This window comes from Sorangium aterium (assembly GCF_028368935.1).
Taxonomy (GTDB): Bacteria; Myxococcota_A; Polyangia; order Polyangiales; family Polyangiaceae; genus Sorangium; species Sorangium atrum.
On sequence record NZ_JAQNDK010000005.1, the window covers coordinates 1,371,964 to 1,391,037 of the forward strand.

Consider the following 19,074-nt stretch of genomic DNA (forward strand, 5'->3'; position numbering starts at 1 on the left):
CGCCCAACCACGCCTCTGGCGAGCAGCTCGCCGTCACGACCCGCTCCGAGGATGGCGCTCGCGCAGCCTCGCCGCTGGTGTAGAGTGCGCCGCGTGCTCACGCTCCCGGCACATCCTCTGCTCGAAGTCGCCGCCTTCGTCACGACGTTCCCCGCGCCGCTCGGCGAGCTGCAGGGGAGCGACGCGCTCCGCGGCCTCCTGTCCGACAAGGCCTCGGCCCTGTTCCGCTCGGACGACGCCGTGCGGTCGGCGGTCCGCGATCTGCTCCGGCACGGCGGCTACAAGCCGACCGGAAGGGGCAAGCCGGCCTCCGAGTACCTCATCCGCGCCGCCGAGGGGGGATCGCTCGCGGCCATCAACGCGGCCGTGGACGCGTGCAACGCCGTGTCGCTGCACACCGGCCTGCCCATCAGCGTGATCGATCTCGACCGCGCCCGCCCGCCGCTCCGCATCGAGGTCGCGCCGGCCGGCTCCCGCTACGTGTTCAACGCCTCGGGGCAGGAGATCGACCTCGAGGGGCTCCTCTGCGTCTTCGACGCGGAAGGCCCGTGCGCGAACGCGGTGAAGGACGCGCAGCGGACGAAGACGCACGCGGGGACGACCCGCACGCTCTCGGTCCTCTGGGGCAGCCGCGCGCTGCCGGGCCGCGCGGCGGGGGCGGCCGCCTGGTACAAGGAGCTGCTCGCCGGCGTCGGCGCGGCGACCTCGGACGCGCCGCTCGTGGCCTGATCTCCCCGGCGCGCGGGCGCGCTGGCCGGCGCCTCCCACGCACGCCGGTGTGCGCGCCGCCGCTGCTGCGCGCGCCCTACGGCTTCGCCGCAGGGGCGTCAGGGAGCGTGATCACGTTCTCGTCCTTGTCGGTGAGCCACCGCCAGTTGTCGACGAGCCCTGTCGAATCGAGCTGATGGTCTCCGGCGTCGTACGCCCCCCATCGGATCTTGATCTCCGTGTTCGGCTCCACGGGCGCCGAGGTGACCAGCCAGCTCGTCCCAGCGCGGCTCTCGAACCCCGTCCCGAGCAGCTCCCGGGTCCCGCGGGTGCATGCGTAGACCCTGCCGTCGAGATCGCAGGGCGGGCCGCCCGCGCAGCCGCAGACGTCGATGAAGGTGCTGTTGACGCTCATCGCGTTCCTCTCGCTGTCGAACAGGATGTGGCCATCGATGAGGTTGGCCGGCCGCGGCGAGAGGAACGCGACGAAGTAATCGTTGAAATTGTCGCAGACGACTGGCCAGTCGAACGTGACGTAATTGACGTTGAACGCGAAGCCGTGGACGTTCGACGGGACCCGGAGGGTGATCTCGACGGCGGTCGGGTCGGACGGCTTCGCTTGCACGAGATCTTCACAGTTGCGAGGGACCTTCGGAAAGCCCTGCGGGAAATCACCCTCGTACTTCTTGTCGAAGCCTTCCGGGCTCTCGAACCCCTCGTCGTTCTGCGTCCGCGCCGTGCCGCTCGAGAGGGCGAGCAGCCGCTTGCCCGCCCTCGGCGGGACGTTGGGCCCGAACGCGGGGAGGACGCCGTGCCCGAGGTGGAAGTTGGCGAGCAGCTCGGGCTCCTGCGGCGGCGGCGCGCCGTCGACCATGACCCAGGCCGCGGAGACCACGCCCCAGTCGTCGGGCCCGGACGACATCTTGCACAGCTCGACCGCCCTCGCGGCGCTGAGCGGATCCAGGTCGTCGAGCGGGATCCCGTCGTCGCACGGCTCGGGCACGTTGTCGGCGATGCCGTCGCAGTCGTCGTCCACGGGCTCCGGCGAGGCTCCCCCTTCTCCACCGACCGTCGGGAGCTCGAGCGCTCGCGGGTTGACCAGCGCGTTGCAATCGTCGCAGTCCCCGTCGAGCTCCGTGAAGCCGTCGCCGTCGTCGTCGACATCCGGCGAGCCGCTGCAGCCCGCGCTCCCCGTGCCCACACCCGCGGACGTGGCGACGGTCGACGTGTCGACCGTCGTTTCGGCTGTCGTGTGCGGTATCCCGCCGGTGCTGGAGGCGCTCGCGGCGCCGCCCTCCCCGACATCGAGGCCGCCTACCGGTCCGATGTTCCCGGTGCAGGCCGCGCCCACACACCCTGCTGCAGTGATGAGGCTCAAGAAATTCAACCAAGGTTTCATCGGTGCTCCTCGAGGTCGCATGGAACCAGGGAGGTTCGGTCGATCCGGCGATACGGGAGTCGTCGATGATTTTATCAGCAGAAGCGGCCGCAGCAGTCAGCCCATCCCGGCAAAGGGCGGTGCTTTTTTGTGAGGTGGGTGCCCACATCGTGGCACCTGCATCCGACCCAGGCGCCATGTTCATGCGCGCTCCGGGAGAGGCGGGCTGCGTCGACAAAACGCAGAACGCCGGCGCTTCGACAGCGCCGGCGCTCTCGGCCCCTCCGAGGGGCCGTCACGGTTCGCCCTGCTCACACGCAGCGGGCGGAGCGTTCCGAACGATCAGGCCTGGGCGCCCACTTCCTTCTTGCCCTTGCGCTTCGGCTCCTTCTTGCTCCCGGAGCCGTTCGTGGCCGCGGGGACCGCGGCGAGCGTCGGGCGCAGCAGGTCCTCGGCCAGCTTGGCCGCGCGGTCCGTCTTCTCCCAGGTGAACTCGTCGCGCCCGAAGTGGCCGTACGCGGCCGTCTTTCGGTAGATGGGCTTCAGCAGATCGAGCTGCTCGATGATCGCCTTCGGCCGCATGTCGAAGTTCTGCATGATGTACTTCTCGAGCACGTCCTCACCTACGCGGCCCGTGCCGAAGGTGTTCACGTGGACGCCGACCGGCTGGGCGACGCCGATGGCGTAGGCGATCTGCACCTCGCAGCGCGCCGCGAGCTTGGAGGCGACGACGTTCTTCGCGACGTAACGCGCGTAGTAGCAGGCGGAGCGGTCGACCTTCGTCGGGTCCTTGCCGCTGAAGGCGCCGCCGCCGTGCCGGCCCATGCCGCCGTAGGTGTCGACGATGATCTTGCGGCCGGTGAGGCCGGCGTCGCCGAAGGGGCCGCCGACCACGAAGCGGCCGGTGGGGTTCACGTAGATCTTCGTGCTCCGATCCATCAGCTTGGCCGGGATGCTCTTCTCGATGATCAGGCTCCGCACCGCGTCGACGATCGTCTTGTGCTTGACCTCGGGGCTGTGCTGCGTCGAGACGACGACGGCGCTCACGCGCACGGGCGTCTGATCTTCGTACTCGATCGTGACCTGGGTCTTGCCGTCGGGGCGCAGCCAGTCGAGCTTCTTGGATTTGCGGAGATCCGCGAGCTTCCGGGCGAGGCGATGGGCGTAGCTGATGGGAGAGGGCATCAGCTCCGACGTCTCGTCCGTCGCATAGCCGAACATGAGCCCCTGGTCGCCTGCCCCCTGCTCCTTGAAGAGGCCCTCGCCCTCGGTGACGCCGCGGGAGATGTCGGGCGACTGCTTCTCGATCGCCGTGAGCACCGCGCACGTCTCGTAGTCGAAGCCCATCGCGGCGTCGGTGTAGCCGATGTCCTTGATGGTGTTGCGCACGACGACCGGCATGTCGACCCACGCCGAGGTGGTGATCTCGCCGGCCACGACGGCCATCCCCGTCTTCACCAGGGTCTCGCACGCGACGCGGGCCGTCGGATCCTTCTCGAGGATCCCGTCCAGAATGGCGTCGGAGATCTGGTCGCACACCTTGTCGGGGTGTCCTTCGGTGACGGACTCGGATGTGAACTGGTAACGGCGCATGAATCGCTCCTTCGGCGGACTCGAAATCGGACCTCTACGCATAGTTCGAGCGCGGGGCACCGTCAACGCGAGCCGCGGCCTTCCGCGGACAAAAGCGCCGGCCGGACGAGCTGCCTCCGGGCTGTCGGTCATCAGTGTGGACCGCCGTGTGGACGGCGCTGGCGGCTGTCGCTGTCGAGCCGCACCGACGTCTCGCGGCGGCTGCTGCCTGGGCAGCACTCTGACTCGGCTAGCTTCCTTGCTTCCCGGTGCGTCGCGCTCCCTGCTCCAGGCGAAGGAGCTGCGCTGCCCGCGGGGAGCTCGCCGGTGGGATCCGCCGTGAGACCGGACGAGCGGGGGGCGTCGGGCCGCCGATCCGGTGCGCTCCCGGAGGCGCGCCGCCAGAGGCTATGATGCCGCGCATGACGTTCGACGAGATCAAGGCGTGCCTCGAGCGCGAGGGCTGGGCTGTAGAGGTCGTATCCAACGACACCATGCGCAGCGACTTCCAGGGGGCCGAGCGGCACTTCCCGCTGTTCGTGCGGCTCTCGCCCCCCTTCGTCGTCTTCGCGGTGATCCCGTTCGTGCGGCTCCCGCTGGAGCTCGAGGAGGGCGACGTGATCGTGCGGCGCCTGCTCCAGCTGAACCGTGAGATCAACATGGCCAAGCTCTCGGCCGACGAGGAGGGCGACGTGATTCTCAGCGTCGAGTACCGCCTCCAGGACCTCGATCCGAGCGAGGTGCGCGACGCCGTCGATGTCCTCTCCTTCTACGCGAACAAGCACTATGCCGAGCTCGTGGCGCTCGCCGCGCCATGAGCGGTCACCGGCCCCGCTTCAAGGCGGGATCTGCTCCTCTCTTGGCTTGAGCCCCTCGTGCGCCCTGAGCTCCGTGCGCACGACCCGGACGCGCCGCACGTCGCCCCCGCGGACGACGGTGAGCTCGACGGGGCTCCCGACGGCGCCGCGGAGCCGATCGCGCACCTCTGCCGACGAGAGATCACGGACATACACGCCATCAATCATCATGATCTCGTCGCCCGGGATCAGCCCCGCTCGCTCGGCGGCGAGGCCCGGCGGCACGTCGCGCACGTAGAGCGCCAGCGACTCGTTATCTCGCCCAAGGACAGCCCCGATGGATCCCACGCTCGCGGTGCACCCCGCGGCCACGAGCAGGAGCGCCGCGCTCCAGGACCTGCTTGCCACCACGGCACCATAGCGCCGAGGAGCCCCGGCGCGCTGCCATTCTCGCAGGGCGCCCCCCCGGAGCGCGCGGCGTGGCGCGACAGCCACGTCGGACCGGCTCCAGCGGACGCGCGCGCTCGTCCAACGTCGCAACGTCGCAGGCCAGAGAATGTGATTTTACAGGACAAGGAGCGCTCGAGTGTGCCTGTCGCGTACGCACGCGAGGTGCGAAGCACGGTTCTCGGTGGGGCCTCGGGAGCGCAAGCGACTACGCAGCCGGTCGTCGGCGGCGCGAGATACGCCCTGGAAAGCGCGGCGTGGCGCCAGGGCGCCGGCCCGCCGCGATCTGTCACGCCATGTCCATCGAGCGGTCGCAATCCAGTTGGTCCCCAGGGGCGGCTGCCCTAGAGTCCGGGCCGGGGTCACCGATGCCTGAACCGCGCGCTGCTGCCGAGAGCTCCACACTTGCCGCTCAGTCCGGCGGTGTGCCCGGCGGCTGGAAGATGCGCATGGAGGACCCGCTCAATCGCTACTACCGGTACCCGATCGCGCGCTGGATCGTGCGGGCGCTGATGAGGACGCCGGTCACGCCGAACCAGGTGACGCTGGTTCAGCCGCTCTTCGCTGCGCTGGCCGGTTACCTGGTGACGTTCGATGATCCGAGGCACCTCATCGCGGGGGCGCTCGTGTTCGAGCTCCGCTCCATCCTCGATTGCGTGGACGGCGCGCTGGCGCGGGCGAAGCGGATGGTGAGCCCCGCGGGGCACGCCATTGACGGCCTGGCCGACTGGCTGGGCGTCGTCTTTCTTTATGTCGGCATCTTCTGGCACGTTCGCCTTCACCCGCCGGCAGAGGGCCTGTGGAGCGCGACCGTGTCCACGAACGCTCTCCTGCTGATCGCGCTGCTCCAGGGGGCGCTCCGCTCTTTCTCCGCGGACTACTTCAAGCTCAAGTACTGCTCGATCTTCGAGACGGGTACGGACGAGACGGCGGACGTGCTGCGCCGGAAGATCCAGGCGCTCGGCCCCTCGTCCTCGTTCTTTGCCCATTTCGATGTCTTCATCGGGCGCATGGGGCACCTCGCGTTCGAGCACGAGTGGTTCGACCCGCGGCGGAGCCAGTCCTCGACCAGCGCGGATCAGGTAAAGCAGCTGATCCGGGAGGAGGCGTCGCCGCTCACGCGCTTCATCGGCGCGCTCTGGGCGATATCGAACGGCGACGCGTTCCTGTCGATGGTGGTGCTGACGCTCCTCGTGGACCAGCTCTGGCTGGGTCAGGTCTTCTTCGCGACGGGCGGGGTCGTCTGGATCGTCGCGGTCATCTGGCTGAACGGCTGGTTCCTCCGCGGCGCATCCCGGCGCGCGAAGCTGGCCGTGGCCTGAGCTCGGCGACTGGGCTGCGCCGCGCCGAGCTCGGGCCGCTCTAGAGGGAGCTCGCCAGGCGGCGGGCCTTCTCCACGTCCTCTTCGAAGTCGATCTCGGTCCAGGGAAGGTCGTCGACGCGCTCGATACCGAACGGTATCTCCTGGAAAGCGCGGTCCATCGCGGCCTCGTACTCCTGATCGAGGCGGCCTGCGGAGACCTCCTCCTCAAGGAGCCGCTGCATCGCGCGGCCGCCCTGCGGACCGACCTTGGCGAAGCCGACGGTCTCGCCGGCGATGTCCCAGTCCTTGCCTACGCGGCGCGCGATCTTGAGGACGCGGCCGGCGCGGACGCCGACCATCATCTCTTCGCCGCTCTCCTCCGAGCTCGCGTCGACAAGCAGGCAGTTCTCCTGCGGCGAGCTCACCAGGCGCCGCAGCAGCGCGGCGGGGTACAGCACGTCGGCGTCCATCCACAGCCCGCCGCCCGACAGCCGATCGGCCGCGACGTGGAGCGAGACGATGCTGCCGTGGGTGAACCGCGGGTTCTTGACGAGCTCGACCTTCAGCGAAGGGCGGAGCGAGGCGAGCGCCTCCTCGATCATCTCGTGCCGGAAGCCGACGACGATCGTCAGATCGGTGACGCCGCTCTCGGTGAGGTTCACGAGGTGGCGCTCGAGCAGCGTCTTGCCCTCGATCGAGATGAGGCACTTCGGCGCGTCCCGGCCGATGCGCCGGCCGCGGCCGGCGGCGAGCAGGATCGCCCTCATCGGCGCGCCTCGGCCGCGAAGCGGGAGGCGAGCTCCTGCGGGGTCTCCGCGACGCGGCCGATGCCCTTCACGGTGCCGCCGTCGACGAGGGCGAGGACCATCACCGGGCCCGGCTGCACGAGCGCGACGCGCAGCGACGCCTCGAAGGACTCGACGGAGTCGGCGCGGTGCGTGGCGCGGTAGCCGACGGCGCTGGCGACCGACTCGAGCTTCACGTCGCCCGAGATCGTCCGCTGCCCGCCCGTCGAGGCGTGGGAGCGGTTGTCGAGGACGACGTGCACGAGGTTCGCCGGCCGCTCGCTGCCGACGCTGGCGAGGGCGTTCATGCCCATGAGGACGTTGCCGTCGCCGTCGAGCACGAAGATCCGCTTGCGCGGCTGCGCGAGCGCGAGCCCCAGGCCGATCGACAGGCCGAGCCCCATCGAGCCGATCATGTAGAAGTTCGAGGGCCGGTCCTGCGTCGTGTAGAGCTCGCGGCCGATCATGCCGTTGCAGCAGACCACGAGGTCGTCCTTGCCGACCGCCGCCGTGAACACCTTCAGCGCTTCGAGCTTGTTCATTCGAGCACCCCCGCGGGCACGATGAGCGCCGCCGGCTGCCTGGTGGAGAGCATGACGTCCTTCGCCCACTGCACCTGGGGCCCCATCGGCTCGGCGGCCCGGAGGACGCGGTGCTGGATCTTCATCAGATCGAGGATGGGGAGCATGATCTCGCCCATCATGATGTGCTCCGGGGCGTCGTTGCCGCCCTCGCCGCGCCACGAGATGACGAGCAGCGCGGGCACCTCATACATCGTGCTGAGCGAGGCCAGCGCGTTCACGGAGACGCCGAGCCCGGAGTTCTGCATCAGCACCATCGGCAGCCTGCCGCCGAGCCAGGCGCCGAACGCCATCCCGATGGCGCTGTCCTCGCGGGTCGCCGAGATGTAACGAGCGCTCGGGTCAGCGTCGAGCAGCGAGACCAGGCCCTTCAGCAGCGAGCAGGGCACGCCCGCGAAGAAGTCGAACCCCGCCTCCTTGAGCGCGGCGACGAACTCGGGCGCATACGATTTTCCTGAACCGTGGGAACCGTGGGACATCGCCTCACTCCTTGATGAGCGCCCAGGCGCGACGGTAGTCCTCGAACGTGTCGATCTCGAGCCACCCCTTGTAGACGTCGATCGCCTGCACGTCCGCGCCGCGGTCGATGAGCTCCTGGAGCAGGTCGGTGAAGCTCGCGCTGCGGAGCGACTCGGCCTCGTGGAAGCCGCCCTTCGCGCGGGTCTCCTGGAGCTGGTGGTAGCAGTCGGTGAGCAGGCGCGCGCCCTTCGCGGTGAACATGGCCATGCCCACGAACTCGCCGTGCGCCTCGCCCGCAGGGATCGCGCGTCCGACGCGGGCCACCCGGTGCGGCGCCTCGGCGCCGACGAAGCGGTAGCCGGCCTCCTGCGCGTCCTTCAGGGCCACGAGGTCGGGCACGCCGCGCGCGTCCTTGGGCCGCTGGCCCTCGGCGTACGCGCGGTCGATGACGATCGAGATGTCCGCCGGGCTCTTGAGGAGCTTCTCGAGGTGGCCGCGCTCGAACACGATGTCGCCGTAGAGGAACAGGAACGGCCCGCTCAGCTCCTTGGAGGCGCGGAAGAGCGAGAAGACCTCGTTCGTCGTCGCGTACTCGTCGTTGTCGTAGAAGCGGGCGTTCGGGACCTTGATCGCCTCCTTCTTGTACCCGCGCACGACGGCGACGTCCTTGACGCCGCACGCGTTGAGCACGTCGATCTGCCGCTCGAGGATGCTCTTGCCCTTCAGGTCGAGCATCGGCTTCGGCAGCTCCTCCGTGAGCGGCAGGAGCCCCTGGCTCTGGCCGGCGGCGAGGATGACGGCGGTGACGCCCGGGCTGCCGGAGGGCAGGAAGCTCGACTCCTCCTGCTTCATCTTGTCGACGCCCACGAGCTGGTAGACGCGCTCGAGCGGCACGACCTTGTCGTCGACGCTGCCGGTGTACATCTCGCGCTTCAGCGTCTGGAGCGTCTCCGTCATCGCCTTGATCGACGAGCGGATCGCGTGGTTCGCGAAGATGATCAGCTTGAAGCCCGCCTTGTGCAGGGTGTCGACGCTCGTCGTGCGGTAGATGGTCGGCACGCAGACGAGCGGCGTGTTCGGGCGGTCCCACGCGCGGGCGAAGGAGAGCACCTCGTCCGGGTCCTTGCTCTTCGAGTGGATGAGGACCATGTCGGCGCCCGCGTCCGCGTAGGCGCGGCCGCGGCGGAGCGCCTCCTCCATCCCCCAGCCGGCGATGAGCGCCTCGGTCCGCGCGATGACCACGAAGTCGCGATCCTTCTGCGTCGCCTTCGCCGCGCGGACCTTGAGCGCGTGCTCCTCGACGTCCGCGAGCTCGCGCTTCACGCCGGCGTAGAAGCTGCAGCGCTTCGGGAAGATGTTGTCTTCCATGCAGATCGCCGCGATGCCCGCCGCCTCGTACTCCTCGACGCAGCGGACGACGTTGACGGCGTTGCCGTAGCCGTTGTCGCAGTCGGCGACGACCGGGAGCGACGTGTTGTTCATCATCTTGGCGGCCTGGAGGTTCTCCGCCATCGTGAGGATGTTCGCGTCCGGCACGGCGTAGCTCGCGGATATCTCGAAGCCGGAAGCCCAGAGCCCGTCGAACCCTGCCTCTTCACCGATCTTCGCGGAGAGCCCGTTGTGCGCGCCGATGATGACGATCGGCCCGGGGCGGGCCATGAGTTCGCGCAGCTTCCTGGCTTTGGTCACGTCTCCTCCACTCCTCCGCGCGGCGTTGCCATCCACGCCCGGCGGGCGACCGCGTCCGCATGCGTTGCGGTGCGCGTCCCCGGCGAGCGGCGCCCCGTCGTCACCGCGCGCGGGCAGCTCCGGGGGGCGCCTGATCTCGCTCTCCTCCCCGAGGAGCCGGGCCTCAGAACGGGGCCTGCCTTAACACCGTTCGCCAGTGCCGCCAATGGCAGGGCACGACCGGAGCAGACGATCGCGAAGGCGGCGGAGCGCGCTCCGCCACGCGGGGACGTGCGCGCTGCGGCGGTGCCTGATGGCGGGCGCGCGCGATGCTCGCCGCGCGCCCCCTTCGGCTCAGCCCTCGCGGCCGACGACCCCGCGCAAGCGGACCAGCCCGGGGCCCGCGCGGAGCACCGCCTGGCACGCGAGCCGGAGCCGCGGCGGGGCGCCGAGGCGCTCGAGCAGATCGAGCTCGCCGCGCGCGGGCGGATCGAGGAGCTGCTCCCCTTCGACGACCTCGACGCGGCATGTGGCGCAGCGCGCGTCGCGGCACGAGAAAACGACCGGAGCGCGCGCGTCGTCGCAGACATCGATGAGCCTGCCGGCTCCCACCTCCGCGGTGACGGCGCGGCCGAGCGCGCCGTCCTCGAACACGACCGTGGGCACCGCCGATCCCTCCTCCCTGCGTGGCGCGCGAAGCCCTGGCACGTGGGTGCGCGAGGACCCGCGGCGCCTGGAGCGCGAGGGCCCCGGCCCGGACGGCGGAGGCGTGTCGGCTCCCTTTCACCGACGCCGAGAGCGCATTTTCTCGGGCGTCAGCACGCATTATACGACGAGCGATGACGGATCGCTGGGACGCAATCATCCTCGGCGGAGGGCCGGGTGGGTCGACGCTCGCCGCGTCGCTTGCCCGCCTCGGTCGCCGGGCCCTCGTGCTCGAGCGGGAGAGGTTCCCTCGCTTTCACATCGGCGAGTCGCTGCTGCCGCGATCCCGCGAGGTCTTCGAGCGGCTCGGGCTGGACGAGAAGCTGGACGCGCGCTTCCTCCGCAAATACGGCGCCCGGTTCCTGTGCTCGTCGACGGGGCGGACGCGGACGTACAGCTTCACCGACGCGTTCGATCCGAGGTTCGAGTTCGCCTACCAGGTGGAGCGCGACGCGTTCGACCAGCTGCTGCTGCGCCACGCCGCGGAGCTCGGGGCGGAGGTGCGCGAGTCGTGGGAGGCCGTCGAGGTGGTGTTCGAGGGCCCCCGCGCCGTCGGGGTGCGCGCGCGGCCTCGCGCGCGATCCGACGGCGCCGCGCCGGAGGAGGCCGCGGCCGCGCGCGCCGACGCGGGCGACGTCGTCGAGCTCCGGGCGCCGGTGATCGTGGACGCGACGGGGCGGGACACGCTGCTCGCGTCGAGGATGCGGCGGAAGGCGCAGCTGGCCGAGCTCGACAAGACCGCGCTGTTCACCCATTACGAGGGCGTGCCCCGCGAGGAGGGGATCCACCAGGGCAACATCCAGGTGGTCATCTTCGAGCATGGATGGTTCTGGTTCATCCCGTTCCGCGGCGAGGTGACGAGCGTCGGCGCGGTGGTGTCGTCGCGCTGGATCCGGAGCCGGGCGAAGGGGGAGCGGCTCGACGAGCTCTTCGATCGCACCGTCGCGGAGAGCGGCTGGGCGCGGGAGTTCCTCGCGAGCGCGCGGCGCGTCAGGCCGGTGGGGGCGCTCGCCGATTTCTCGTACCGGATCGACCAGCTCGCCGGCGACGGATGGCTCTTCGTCGGCGACGCGGGCGGGTTCCTCGACCCGCTCTTCTCGACGGGCGCACACCTCGCCATCAAGGGCGCCGATCTGGCCGCCACGGCCATCCACCGCGCGCTCGACGCGGGGGACACCTCCCGCGCCGCGTTCGCCGCCTACGAGGCGGAGATCCGCTACGCCGTCGACCTCTTCCTTGGGGTCGTTCAGGGTTTTTACAAAGGTCAGTTCCGGGAGACCCTGTTCGAGCCGAACCAGCGGCCCACGATGCGCAAGCTCATCACCAGCATGCTCGCGGGCGACGTGTTCCACGCCGAGCGGCGGCCGCAGTGGGCGTCGTTCCTCCGGCAGCACTATCCGGCGGAGGTGCCCGCCTTCGCGTGAAGCGCGGCGGGCGGCCGCGCGCGCGCCTCGCCGCGTGCGCGCTCGCCCGCGCTGGGCCGCCCGGCGCTCAGCGGCCGCACGCTTCGCGGTCCAGGACCGCGTCGCTCATCTGCTTGCAGGCGGCCGCGAGCGCGACGCGCGCCTCCGCCCTCGCGTCACCCTTCAGCGCCTCGTCGTCGGCCTCCGCCTTGGCCTCGAGCACGTCGCGCGCGATCCGGATCGCGGCCTCGTGGCTCTTCCTGGTCTCCGCGGGCAGCTTGCTGGCGCAGGTGGTCATCGTGGCCAGGTAGCTGTCGCAGGCGTCGACCCCCGTGCTGTCGAGGTCGACCTTCCCCGCATCGCCGCCTGCCTTGCCGCAGCCGAGGGCGAGGGTGCCCCAGAGAAGAAGTGCCAGGTGAGCTCTCGCCATCGTCGCGCGCGCCGGAGCGCCGCGCGCCGCAGGAGGCCGGTGCTGGCCGCCTCGCGCGCTGCCCGAAGCCGTCGCACCCTGACACGAGCCCGCGCCGCAGGGCAATTTTCGGTGGCTCAGGCGCGGCGGCGCGCGCGGCCGTGAGCGCGCGCCGCGGGGCGAGCTCGGCGGGTCAGGCGCGGATCAGCAGGATGGCGTGCTCGTGGCGCGGGCGGCGCTGGAAGGCGCGCGCCGTGGGGCGGTGGAAGTGGGGGCGCGGCTGCGACGCGACCGCGCGGACCGTGAGGCGCGCGCCGGACGCGGCGGCCCTGACGACGTCGACCGCGTAGACCGGCGCGCCGGCGACCACGCTGTCGGCGATCAGCAGCACGAGCGGCGCGCCGCTCCGGAGGACGCGCGCAAGCGCGGTGAGCACGCCGCCGAGCTCATCGCGCCAGCGCGCGCGGCCGGCCTCGGGGCCGAGCGGGTCGAGGTGCCGGCGGGCCCCGATCTCGTCCTGCTCGAAGCGGGCGCTGCGGAGCCGGAGCCAGCGCAGCCTCGCCTCGTGGTGGGCGAGGTAGTCGTACACGCCCGGGTAGGGCGGCGACGTGATCGCGAGGTGGACCGAGCCGGTCTCGACGCCGCGGAGCACGCGCGCGTCTCCCTCCTCGACGAGCGCGGGCGGGCTCGCTTCGAGCTGAGTGGCGACCTCGGCGAGGCGCTGGGCGAGCTCCTCCGCCTTGCGGAGGAAGAGCCGCGCCGGATAGCCGGCGGCGATCCGCCGCGGCAGCTCGTGCTCCGACGTGTCGGACGTGCGGCGGCTGAGCTTCGTCAGGATGGCGGAGAGGACGAGCTCGAGATCGGCGCGGAGCGCGTCGGCGCCGTGGCCCGCGATGCGGTCGAGGCCGACGCGGAGCCCGTCGAGCTCGAGGAGCACGTGCGGCTCGAACAGGGCGACGTCCTCGGGGCCGTACCGGCGGCTCGGACCGGCGCGCGCCTTGCGGCGCTCATCGGCCGCGGCCGCGACCTCGCGGGCGGCGGCGACGAGCCGGTCGCGCTCGCCGGGGGTGCTGCCCTGCACCTTCAGGCGGGCGAGGCGCACGGCCAGCGGGTTGGCGTCGACGCCGATCGCCGCCCGACCCGCGAGCCGGGCCTCGACGAGGACGGTGCCGCTGCCGCAGAAGGGGTCGAGCACCCGCTCGCCCGGCCTCGAGAGGCCCTCGATCAGCCGGCGGGCCGTGTCCGGGTGCATCCGGGCCGGGTAGCTGTGGAACCCGTGCACGTGCGCGCGCGCCGCTTCCTCCGCGGTGCTCGAGCTGGCCACGTCGAGCGCGTGGGCGAGCTTCGCGGCGCCCTCGGGGTCGCCCTCGAGCAGCGTCGCGCCGCCGATGTGGGTCAGGGCGCGGCGCTCCTGGGGCGCGGGCCGGCCCGCGCGGGCCTTCTGCTGCGGCGGACCTGGCTTCGGCTTGGGATCAGCGCTTCGCGGGGTCGACATGGGCGGTCCGTTGCGTGAGGGGCTCGGCAGCGAAGGCTTCCTCTTCGGCGGCGAGGGCGCGCGCCACGCTCTCGGCCCCCGCCTCGCCCCGGTCTTCGCCGCGCGCCGCGCCGACGCGCAGCTTCGGCGCATAGCCGAACTCGCCCGCGGGGCTCACCGCGCCGCGCACGACGTCGTTGACCTCCAGCAGGGCGAGGAGCTCCTCGGCCTGGGACTCGGCGATGCGGAGGGTCGAGGCGAGCCCGCCGGCGGTCAGCGGGCCCTCGGCCTGGCGGGCGACGTCGGAGGCGACGGAGACCCAGGCGGCGTCGAGCGCGGGCGCGATGTCCCGGCTCCGCGACTTCGCCCGCCGGAGCGCCCAGACGGCGAAGGCGCCGACGGGCGCCATGGTGAGGAGGCCGGCGGTGAAGAGTCCGACGCTCGCGTCGAGGACGAGCAGCAGCACGGCGAACAGGAGCAGCTCGAAGCCGAACAGCGCGCCGGCCGCGATGCCTGCGGCGCGCCAGACCGAGCGCGCCGAGGCCGCCGCGCGCGCCTTCTGGAGCAGCGGCGCCTCGCGGCCGGATCGCTCGATGCGGTCGTCGGCGACGGGGACGCGCGGGCCGCCGCAGGCGTCGCACACGAAGCGCAGCTCGGGGTGCGCCGAGACGCCGGTCACGCCGCCGCAGTGCAGGCAGGCCTCGGCGCGCGCGGCCGCGCCGCACTGCGGGCAGCGGTCGCTCTCCGGCGCGAGCGCCGCGGCGCACACGCGGCAGCGGGCGGCGCCGGGCGACGCGTCGCTCACGGCGCGCTCGCGGATGGGGCCGAGCGGGCGCCGCCCACGCTGCGCAGCACGGCGTCGAACAGGGCGCGCCCGTCGGCGCTGCCGTGGCCCTGGAAGGGCTCGCTCATCCGTTCGGGGTGGGGCATCAGCCCCAGCACGTTCCGCCGGGGCCCCCCGTAGATGCCGGCGATGTCCATCGCCGATCCGTTGGGGTTCGCGTCGCCGCCGACCAGCCCCTCCCGGTCGCAGTACTGCAGCGCGATGGCGCGCTTCTCGACGAGCTTGCGGAGCGTCTCCGGATCAGCCTGGTACCGCCCTTCGGCGTGGGCGATCGGCAGGCGGAGCACCCGTGGCAGGCCGGTCGACGTGCGGACCTGGAGCACGTCGCGGAGCGTATGGATCATTTCGGCATCCGCGTTGGAGCCCGGGAAGATGACCACGGTCGCGTGCATGGGCGTCGACGTACTCCGGTTGCCGGCGCTCGGCCAGGGGTCCTGACGGCGCGCGCGGCTTCACCGGCTTCTTTGGGCGTGTCATGATGGGACATGGCGTCGCGATGGGCGCGGACCGGTCGAACCGACGCGACGGTGCGGGCGGCGTCCGGCTATCTCGTCCTCGCGGCGCTGGCGACCTCGCTGGGCCTGGTGCTGCGGGATGGATGGCCGTGGATCCACCCGAGCCCGTGGCTCACGCTGCCGCCGTTGGCCGCGCTGCTGATGAGCGCCGCGCTCGGCCTCACGCTGGCGGCCGGGGTCGTCGTGACGACGCGCGTCGCCGTGGCGCGGTTCAGCTGGGCGCGGCGCCTGCACGCCGAGCTCCGCCCGGTCGCGCGCGACTTCTCGCTCGGCCAGATCCTGCTCCTCGCGGGCCTCTCGAGCCTCGGAGAGGAGCTGCTCTTCCGCGGGCTGCTGACGCCGCTGCTCGGTGTGCCGCTGAGCGCGATCCTCTTCGGTCTGATGCACCAGATGCGCGGTCCGAGCCGCTGGGTGTGGATCGGCTGGGCCGTCGGCGTGGGCGCGGGGCTCGGCGCCATCTTCGCGGCGACGGGGTCGCTCGTCGGGCCGGTCCTGGCGCACGCCGTCGTGAACGCGGTCAACCTGAGCTACCTGCGCGATCACGATCCGGACGAGGTGGAGCCGCGGATGACGCTCTAGATCGGCGCTTCCGCTTCCTCGCTGTCCCCATTCCCGCCGTCAGCGCTTCTTCGAGTCGGGGCGGGGAGGCCTGGGCGGCGCCGGTCTCGGGGGGATCGGGGTCGCGCGCGGCGGGCCTTCGTGGCTTGCCGGCTGGGTCTCCGGGGGAGCGAGGGTCCCGCGCGAGAGCTCGCCTGTCTCCACGGCGCTCTGCCTCTCACGGCCTGGCGAGGACGGTCGCGAGGGCGGCGGTCGGCTCCCGGCTCGCGGGAGCGTCGGAGGCTCGCTCTCCTCCACGCGCACGCCGCGCTGGCTCGACGGCTTCGCTGTCCTGCGGGCCAGCGAGGGCAGCGTCGGCGGCGCCGCCGGGGTCGCCAGCTCGAACTCGAAGTTCAGCTCGAGCGACGGCGGCCCATCGGAGATCGCCACGGCGGGGTCGGAGCCCCTCTGTGGCGCAGGGGTGGGCCCGCGGCGCAGGCGCTCTTCGGACACGACGCGCGACGACGGCGGCGCGACGTCGTCCAGAATGGACGATGGCCCGCCGAGCGCCGTCGTCGCGCTCCGGGGCTCCGGACGGCGTCGCGACGGCGGGAACGGCAGCTCGACGCGGGCGCTCTCGTCCTCGAGCCGGGTCGCCTCGAGCAGGTACGCAGCGATGGATGTCCGCTCCGCCGGCAGGGGGCGGATGCCTGGCACGAACGCGAACCGTCCGACCTTCCAGCTGAGCATGGTGCGGAGCGCGGCGAGCGCCGAGGCGCGCGTGCCTCCGACGGTCCCCTCGACGATGCACCCTTCGGCGATGTCCAGCTGAGCCCGACGTTTCTTGCTGCTCACCTCGAACACACCCGACCGCCGCTCCATCTCGAGGACCGTGAGGACGGTCGCGATCGACATCTGGCTGAGATCGCCCTCGATCGCGGTCTGATCGACGGACGCCGGGATGGACATGAGGCTGTCCCGCCGCAGGCGCAGGCGCGACGCCATCTGCACGAGCGCCCCGATCTGCGCGACGACCTCGCCGACCCGGAACGGCTTGGTCATGTAGACGTCGGCGCCCACGTGGAACCCTTCGAGGCGGGCCTCCTGGTCGTCGAGCGCGGAGAGGAACAGGAACGGGGTGACCGATACCCGGGACGGCTGGGTGCGCACGTTGCGCGCGACCCAGTAGCCGTCGTGGTCGGGCAGGCCGATGTCGCAGACGATGCACTCGGGCTCCAGGGTGCAGGCGGTGGAGAGCCCGGCCTCCGCGGTGGCGCAGAAGATGACCTCGTAACCTGCCTCCCGGATCGCGGTGGCGAGCAGGTCCGCGATGTACTCCTCGTCCTCGATCACGAGCACGACCCCGCTCGGCATCTGGCAGACGGTACACGCGCCCTGCGGGCGTGGCCAAGGGTGAATGGCGGAGAGCCAGCCTGATCATTCATTCGCCGGCGCGCCGCCGCCCGGCTCCTCGTGCCAGCCCTCGCCGCAGCATCCCGCGCGAGCTCGCCGCGGCGTCCCGTCCGGGTTCGCCCTCGGCGTCCGGCCGCGGCGAGGAATCCACGCTATAAGAACGGAAATGGCAACTCTGGTCCGAGAGGCCGACGGTACGGCGCGGCCCGGCGAGCGGGCCTCCTCGGGGGCTCGCGTCTTCATCGCGATGAGCGGCGGAGTCGACTCGTCCGTCGCTGCGGCGCGCCTCTGCGACGCTGGATACGAGGTCGTCGGCGTGACGCTGCACCTCTGGGACTACCCCGACGACGGCAGCGTCAAGAGCCGCTGCTGCGCGCCCGAGGATCAGCACGACGCCCGCCGGGTCGCCGACCACCTCGGGATCCCGCACTACACGTTCGACCGGCGCGCCCTGTTCCGGGAGCACGTCGTCGACCCCTTCGTCGAGGCTTACCTCGCGGGTGAGACGCCGAGCCCGTGCGTGGCCTGCAACCGCTCGGTCAAGCTCCGGGAGCTGTTCCCGCTGGCGGAGCGGCTGGGGGTCTCGTGGGTCGCGACGGGCCACTATGCGCGGGTCGTCCTGGAGGAGGGCGGCGCTCGGCTCTACCGCGGCCGCGATCGGCACAAGGATCAGAGCTATTTCCTGCACATGCTCCGGTCGGACGAGCTGTCGCGGCTCCTCTTCCCCCTCGGCGACTCGACCAAGGAGGAGGTGCGTGCCGAGGCGATCGCCCGCGGGCTCCCGGGCGCCGAGAAGGGGGAGAGCCAGGAGCTCTGCTTCATCCCCTCCGGCCGTTACGCGCCGTTCGTGGCCGAGCGCGCCGCGGACAGGCTCCGGCCCGGCCCCATCGTCGATCGGGACGGCCGCGTGGTCGGGGCGCACGGCGGGGTGCACGGCTTCACCGTGGGCCAGCGCAAGGGCATCGGCGTCTCGCTCGGCCGGCCCGCGTTCGTCGTGGGCCTCGACGCCGCGTCCGGCGCGGTGCACCTCGGCGACGAGGGCGATCTGTACGCCGCGGGCGCCGAGATCGCCGACGCGGTGTGGTGCGACGACGCGGTCTTCCCCCTGGAGGCCGAGGTGCGGGTGCGCGCGCGGCACGAGGCGGCGCCTGGCATCATCGAGCGGCGCCGCGACCCCGCGACGGGCGCGGAGAGCTTCGTTGCGCGGTTCGCGAGCCCGGTGCGGTCCGTCTCTCCGGGGCAGATGGCCGTGGTCTACCGGGGCGATCGCGTCCTCGGGGGAGGCCGCATCAAGGCGGCCCTTCGCTCGCAGGCGGCGTCATGAGGGCCCGTGCGCTCGTGCCCCTCGCCTGCGCGTTCTCGCTCGGGTGCTCGCTCGGGCAGGGGGAAGGCGAGGTCATCAGCGAACGGCTGCGCGCGGCCGGCTGCTGGGACGACAGCTACGACATGAGCCCGGACTTCTTCGCCGCGGTCCCCTACCGCTCCACATTGCAGGTCCGGGTGCAGCGCGGGAGCGATCTGCAGGAGATCTCGGACGGGCTCGCGGTCCTGATCGATGACGTCGACCTCATCCGCGGGGACGGGACCGTGAACAAGCTCGACGTCGACCTGAGCGTGGGGCTCCCGCCCGGCGTCCAGCTGCCTGGCTCGCCTCCACCGACGCCGAAGCCGGAGGGGCTCGCGCCGCTCGTGCACATGGCGCTTTACCTCCAGCGGTCCTGCCACAACCAGAACATCGTGCTCTACGCCGTCGACGGGACCATCAAGTTCCAGGCGCTGTTCAGCGGCGATCCCAACGAGACGGATGCGGTCGACAAGTACACCGATGCGACGTTCGACGTCTGGGTCGGCGATCCGCGCGACGCAGGGCTCGGTCACCCAGCAGACGCCATCCCTCGGGAGCTCCTCTCGCGGGTCACCGGGGGGTTCCGCTTCTACTTCGAGCGAGGTCAACCTGGGCAACCGTTCCCCTGAGCCCGTCACGACTCCGTCCTCGGTCTCAGGCGGTGTCCTACCTGTCGGGACAGGAGCTTTCAGCGCCCCGGTGGATTGAAGCTGACCATCTGGAAGGTGTCC

General features: G+C 71.7%; 20 protein-coding genes. 7 read left to right on the forward strand and 13 right to left on the reverse strand.

Translation table 11 applies throughout. The features are described 5' to 3' along the window. Positions 1-93 precede the first annotated feature (93 nt). Positions 94-729 (forward strand): phenylalanine--tRNA ligase beta subunit-related protein, encoded by a 636-nt coding sequence (locus POL72_RS43450; RefSeq protein ID WP_272102779.1) that lies wholly within the window; start codon positions 94-96, stop codon positions 727-729. A gap of 76 nt (positions 730-805) precedes the next feature. Here POL72_RS43450 and POL72_RS43455 read toward each other — a convergent pair whose 3' ends face one another. After that, a complete protein-coding gene (locus POL72_RS43455) occupies positions 806-2,107 on the reverse strand; it encodes a hypothetical protein (RefSeq protein WP_272102780.1) in 1,302 nt (433 codons plus the stop codon). Between the two features lie 321 nt (positions 2,108-2,428). Further along, entirely contained in the window at positions 2,429-3,679 is a 1,251-nt protein-coding gene (gene metK, locus POL72_RS43460; RefSeq protein WP_272102781.1) for a methionine adenosyltransferase, read from the reverse strand. A gap of 401 nt (positions 3,680-4,080) precedes the next feature. On the opposite strand from metK, the gene POL72_RS43465 reads away from it, so the two are divergent. Next, positions 4,081-4,476, forward strand: a complete 396-nt coding sequence (locus tag POL72_RS43465; protein ID WP_272102782.1) for a YbjN domain-containing protein — start codon at positions 4,081-4,083, stop codon at positions 4,474-4,476. Between the two features lie 18 nt (positions 4,477-4,494). Here the strand turns inward: POL72_RS43465 and POL72_RS43470 are convergent, their stop codons facing one another. Further along, entirely contained in the window at positions 4,495-4,863 is a 369-nt protein-coding gene (locus POL72_RS43470) for a PDZ domain-containing protein (protein ID WP_272102783.1), read from the reverse strand. A gap of 488 nt (positions 4,864-5,351) precedes the next feature. Between POL72_RS43470 and POL72_RS43475 the strand changes: the two genes are divergently transcribed. After that, positions 5,352-6,224, forward strand: a complete 873-nt coding sequence (locus POL72_RS43475) for a CDP-alcohol phosphatidyltransferase family protein (protein ID WP_272102784.1) — start codon at positions 5,352-5,354, stop codon at positions 6,222-6,224. Between the two features lie 40 nt (positions 6,225-6,264). Here POL72_RS43475 and POL72_RS43480 read toward each other — a convergent pair whose 3' ends face one another. From POL72_RS43480 to POL72_RS43500, 5 genes are all read right to left on the reverse strand, one after another. Further along, positions 6,265-6,972 carry a phosphocholine cytidylyltransferase family protein gene (locus POL72_RS43480; RefSeq protein WP_272102785.1) on the reverse strand — a complete coding sequence of 236 codons (708 nt, stop codon included), beginning with the start codon at positions 6,970-6,972 and terminating at the stop codon, positions 6,265-6,267. Then, positions 6,969-7,532: a thiamine pyrophosphate-dependent enzyme gene (locus POL72_RS43485; RefSeq protein WP_272102786.1), complete on the reverse strand. Its 564-nt coding sequence runs from the start codon at positions 7,530-7,532 to the stop codon at positions 6,969-6,971. Before POL72_RS43485 ends, POL72_RS43480 begins: the two co-directional genes overlap by 4 nt. Continuing rightward, positions 7,529-8,050 (reverse strand): thiamine pyrophosphate-binding protein, encoded by a 522-nt coding sequence (locus tag POL72_RS43490; RefSeq protein WP_272102787.1) that lies wholly within the window; start codon positions 8,048-8,050, stop codon positions 7,529-7,531. Before POL72_RS43490 ends, POL72_RS43485 begins: the two co-directional genes overlap by 4 nt. A 4-nt stretch (positions 8,051-8,054) precedes the next feature. Continuing rightward, positions 8,055-9,719 (reverse strand): isocitrate lyase/phosphoenolpyruvate mutase family protein, encoded by a 1,665-nt coding sequence (locus tag POL72_RS43495; RefSeq protein WP_272102788.1) that lies wholly within the window; start codon positions 9,717-9,719, stop codon positions 8,055-8,057. A 333-nt stretch (positions 9,720-10,052) separates the two neighbouring features. Further along, on the reverse strand, positions 10,053-10,364 hold the full coding sequence (locus POL72_RS43500; RefSeq protein ID WP_272102789.1) for a 2Fe-2S iron-sulfur cluster-binding protein: 312 nt from the start codon (positions 10,362-10,364) through the stop codon (positions 10,053-10,055). A 173-nt stretch (positions 10,365-10,537) separates the two neighbouring features. On the opposite strand from POL72_RS43500, the gene POL72_RS43505 reads away from it, so the two are divergent. Then, positions 10,538-11,827, forward strand: coding sequence for an NAD(P)/FAD-dependent oxidoreductase (locus POL72_RS43505; protein WP_272102790.1), 1,290 nt, complete (start codon positions 10,538-10,540; stop codon positions 11,825-11,827). Between the two features lie 67 nt (positions 11,828-11,894). Here POL72_RS43505 and POL72_RS43510 read toward each other — a convergent pair whose 3' ends face one another. The 4 genes from POL72_RS43510 to POL72_RS43525 all read right to left on the reverse strand — a co-directional run bounded on the left by POL72_RS43510 (position 11,895) and on the right by POL72_RS43525 (position 14,877). Then, complete coding sequence (locus POL72_RS43510; protein ID WP_272102791.1) at positions 11,895-12,236, reverse strand: hypothetical protein; 342 nt, start codon at positions 12,234-12,236, stop codon at positions 11,895-11,897. A 172-nt stretch (positions 12,237-12,408) separates the two neighbouring features. Then, positions 12,409-13,710 (reverse strand): DNA methyltransferase, encoded by a 1,302-nt coding sequence (locus tag POL72_RS43515; RefSeq protein ID WP_272102792.1) that lies wholly within the window; start codon positions 13,708-13,710, stop codon positions 12,409-12,411. Further along, positions 13,688-14,494, reverse strand: coding sequence for a zinc ribbon domain-containing protein (locus POL72_RS43520; RefSeq protein ID WP_272102793.1), 807 nt, complete (start codon positions 14,492-14,494; stop codon positions 13,688-13,690). The genes POL72_RS43515 and POL72_RS43520 overlap by 23 nt, the downstream gene beginning before the upstream one ends. Beyond that, positions 14,491-14,877 carry a phosphoribosylformylglycinamidine synthase subunit PurQ gene (locus POL72_RS43525; RefSeq protein WP_272102794.1) on the reverse strand — a complete coding sequence of 129 codons (387 nt, stop codon included), beginning with the start codon at positions 14,875-14,877 and terminating at the stop codon, positions 14,491-14,493. Before POL72_RS43525 ends, POL72_RS43520 begins: the two co-directional genes overlap by 4 nt. A 141-nt stretch (positions 14,878-15,018) precedes the next feature. Here POL72_RS43525 and POL72_RS43530 point away from each other — a divergent pair, with 141 nt between their 5' ends. After that, complete coding sequence (locus POL72_RS43530) at positions 15,019-15,627, forward strand: CPBP family intramembrane glutamic endopeptidase (RefSeq protein ID WP_272102795.1); 609 nt, start codon at positions 15,019-15,021, stop codon at positions 15,625-15,627. Positions 15,628-15,666: 39 nt separating this feature from the next. Here POL72_RS43530 and POL72_RS43535 read toward each other — a convergent pair whose 3' ends face one another. After that, entirely contained in the window at positions 15,667-16,959 is a 1,293-nt protein-coding gene (locus POL72_RS43535) for a response regulator (protein WP_272102796.1), read from the reverse strand. 205 nt (positions 16,960-17,164) lie between these two features. Here POL72_RS43535 and mnmA point away from each other — a divergent pair, with 205 nt between their 5' ends. Together mnmA and POL72_RS43545 are read left to right on the forward strand one after the other, a co-directional pair. After that, positions 17,165-18,322 carry a tRNA 2-thiouridine(34) synthase MnmA gene (mnmA, locus tag POL72_RS43540; protein WP_272102797.1) on the forward strand — a complete coding sequence of 386 codons (1,158 nt, stop codon included), beginning with the start codon at positions 17,165-17,167 and terminating at the stop codon, positions 18,320-18,322. Then, complete coding sequence (locus tag POL72_RS43545) at positions 18,319-18,972, forward strand: hypothetical protein (RefSeq protein WP_272102798.1); 654 nt, start codon at positions 18,319-18,321, stop codon at positions 18,970-18,972. Before mnmA ends, POL72_RS43545 begins: the two co-directional genes overlap by 4 nt. Positions 18,973-19,074: the final 102 nt, after the last annotated feature.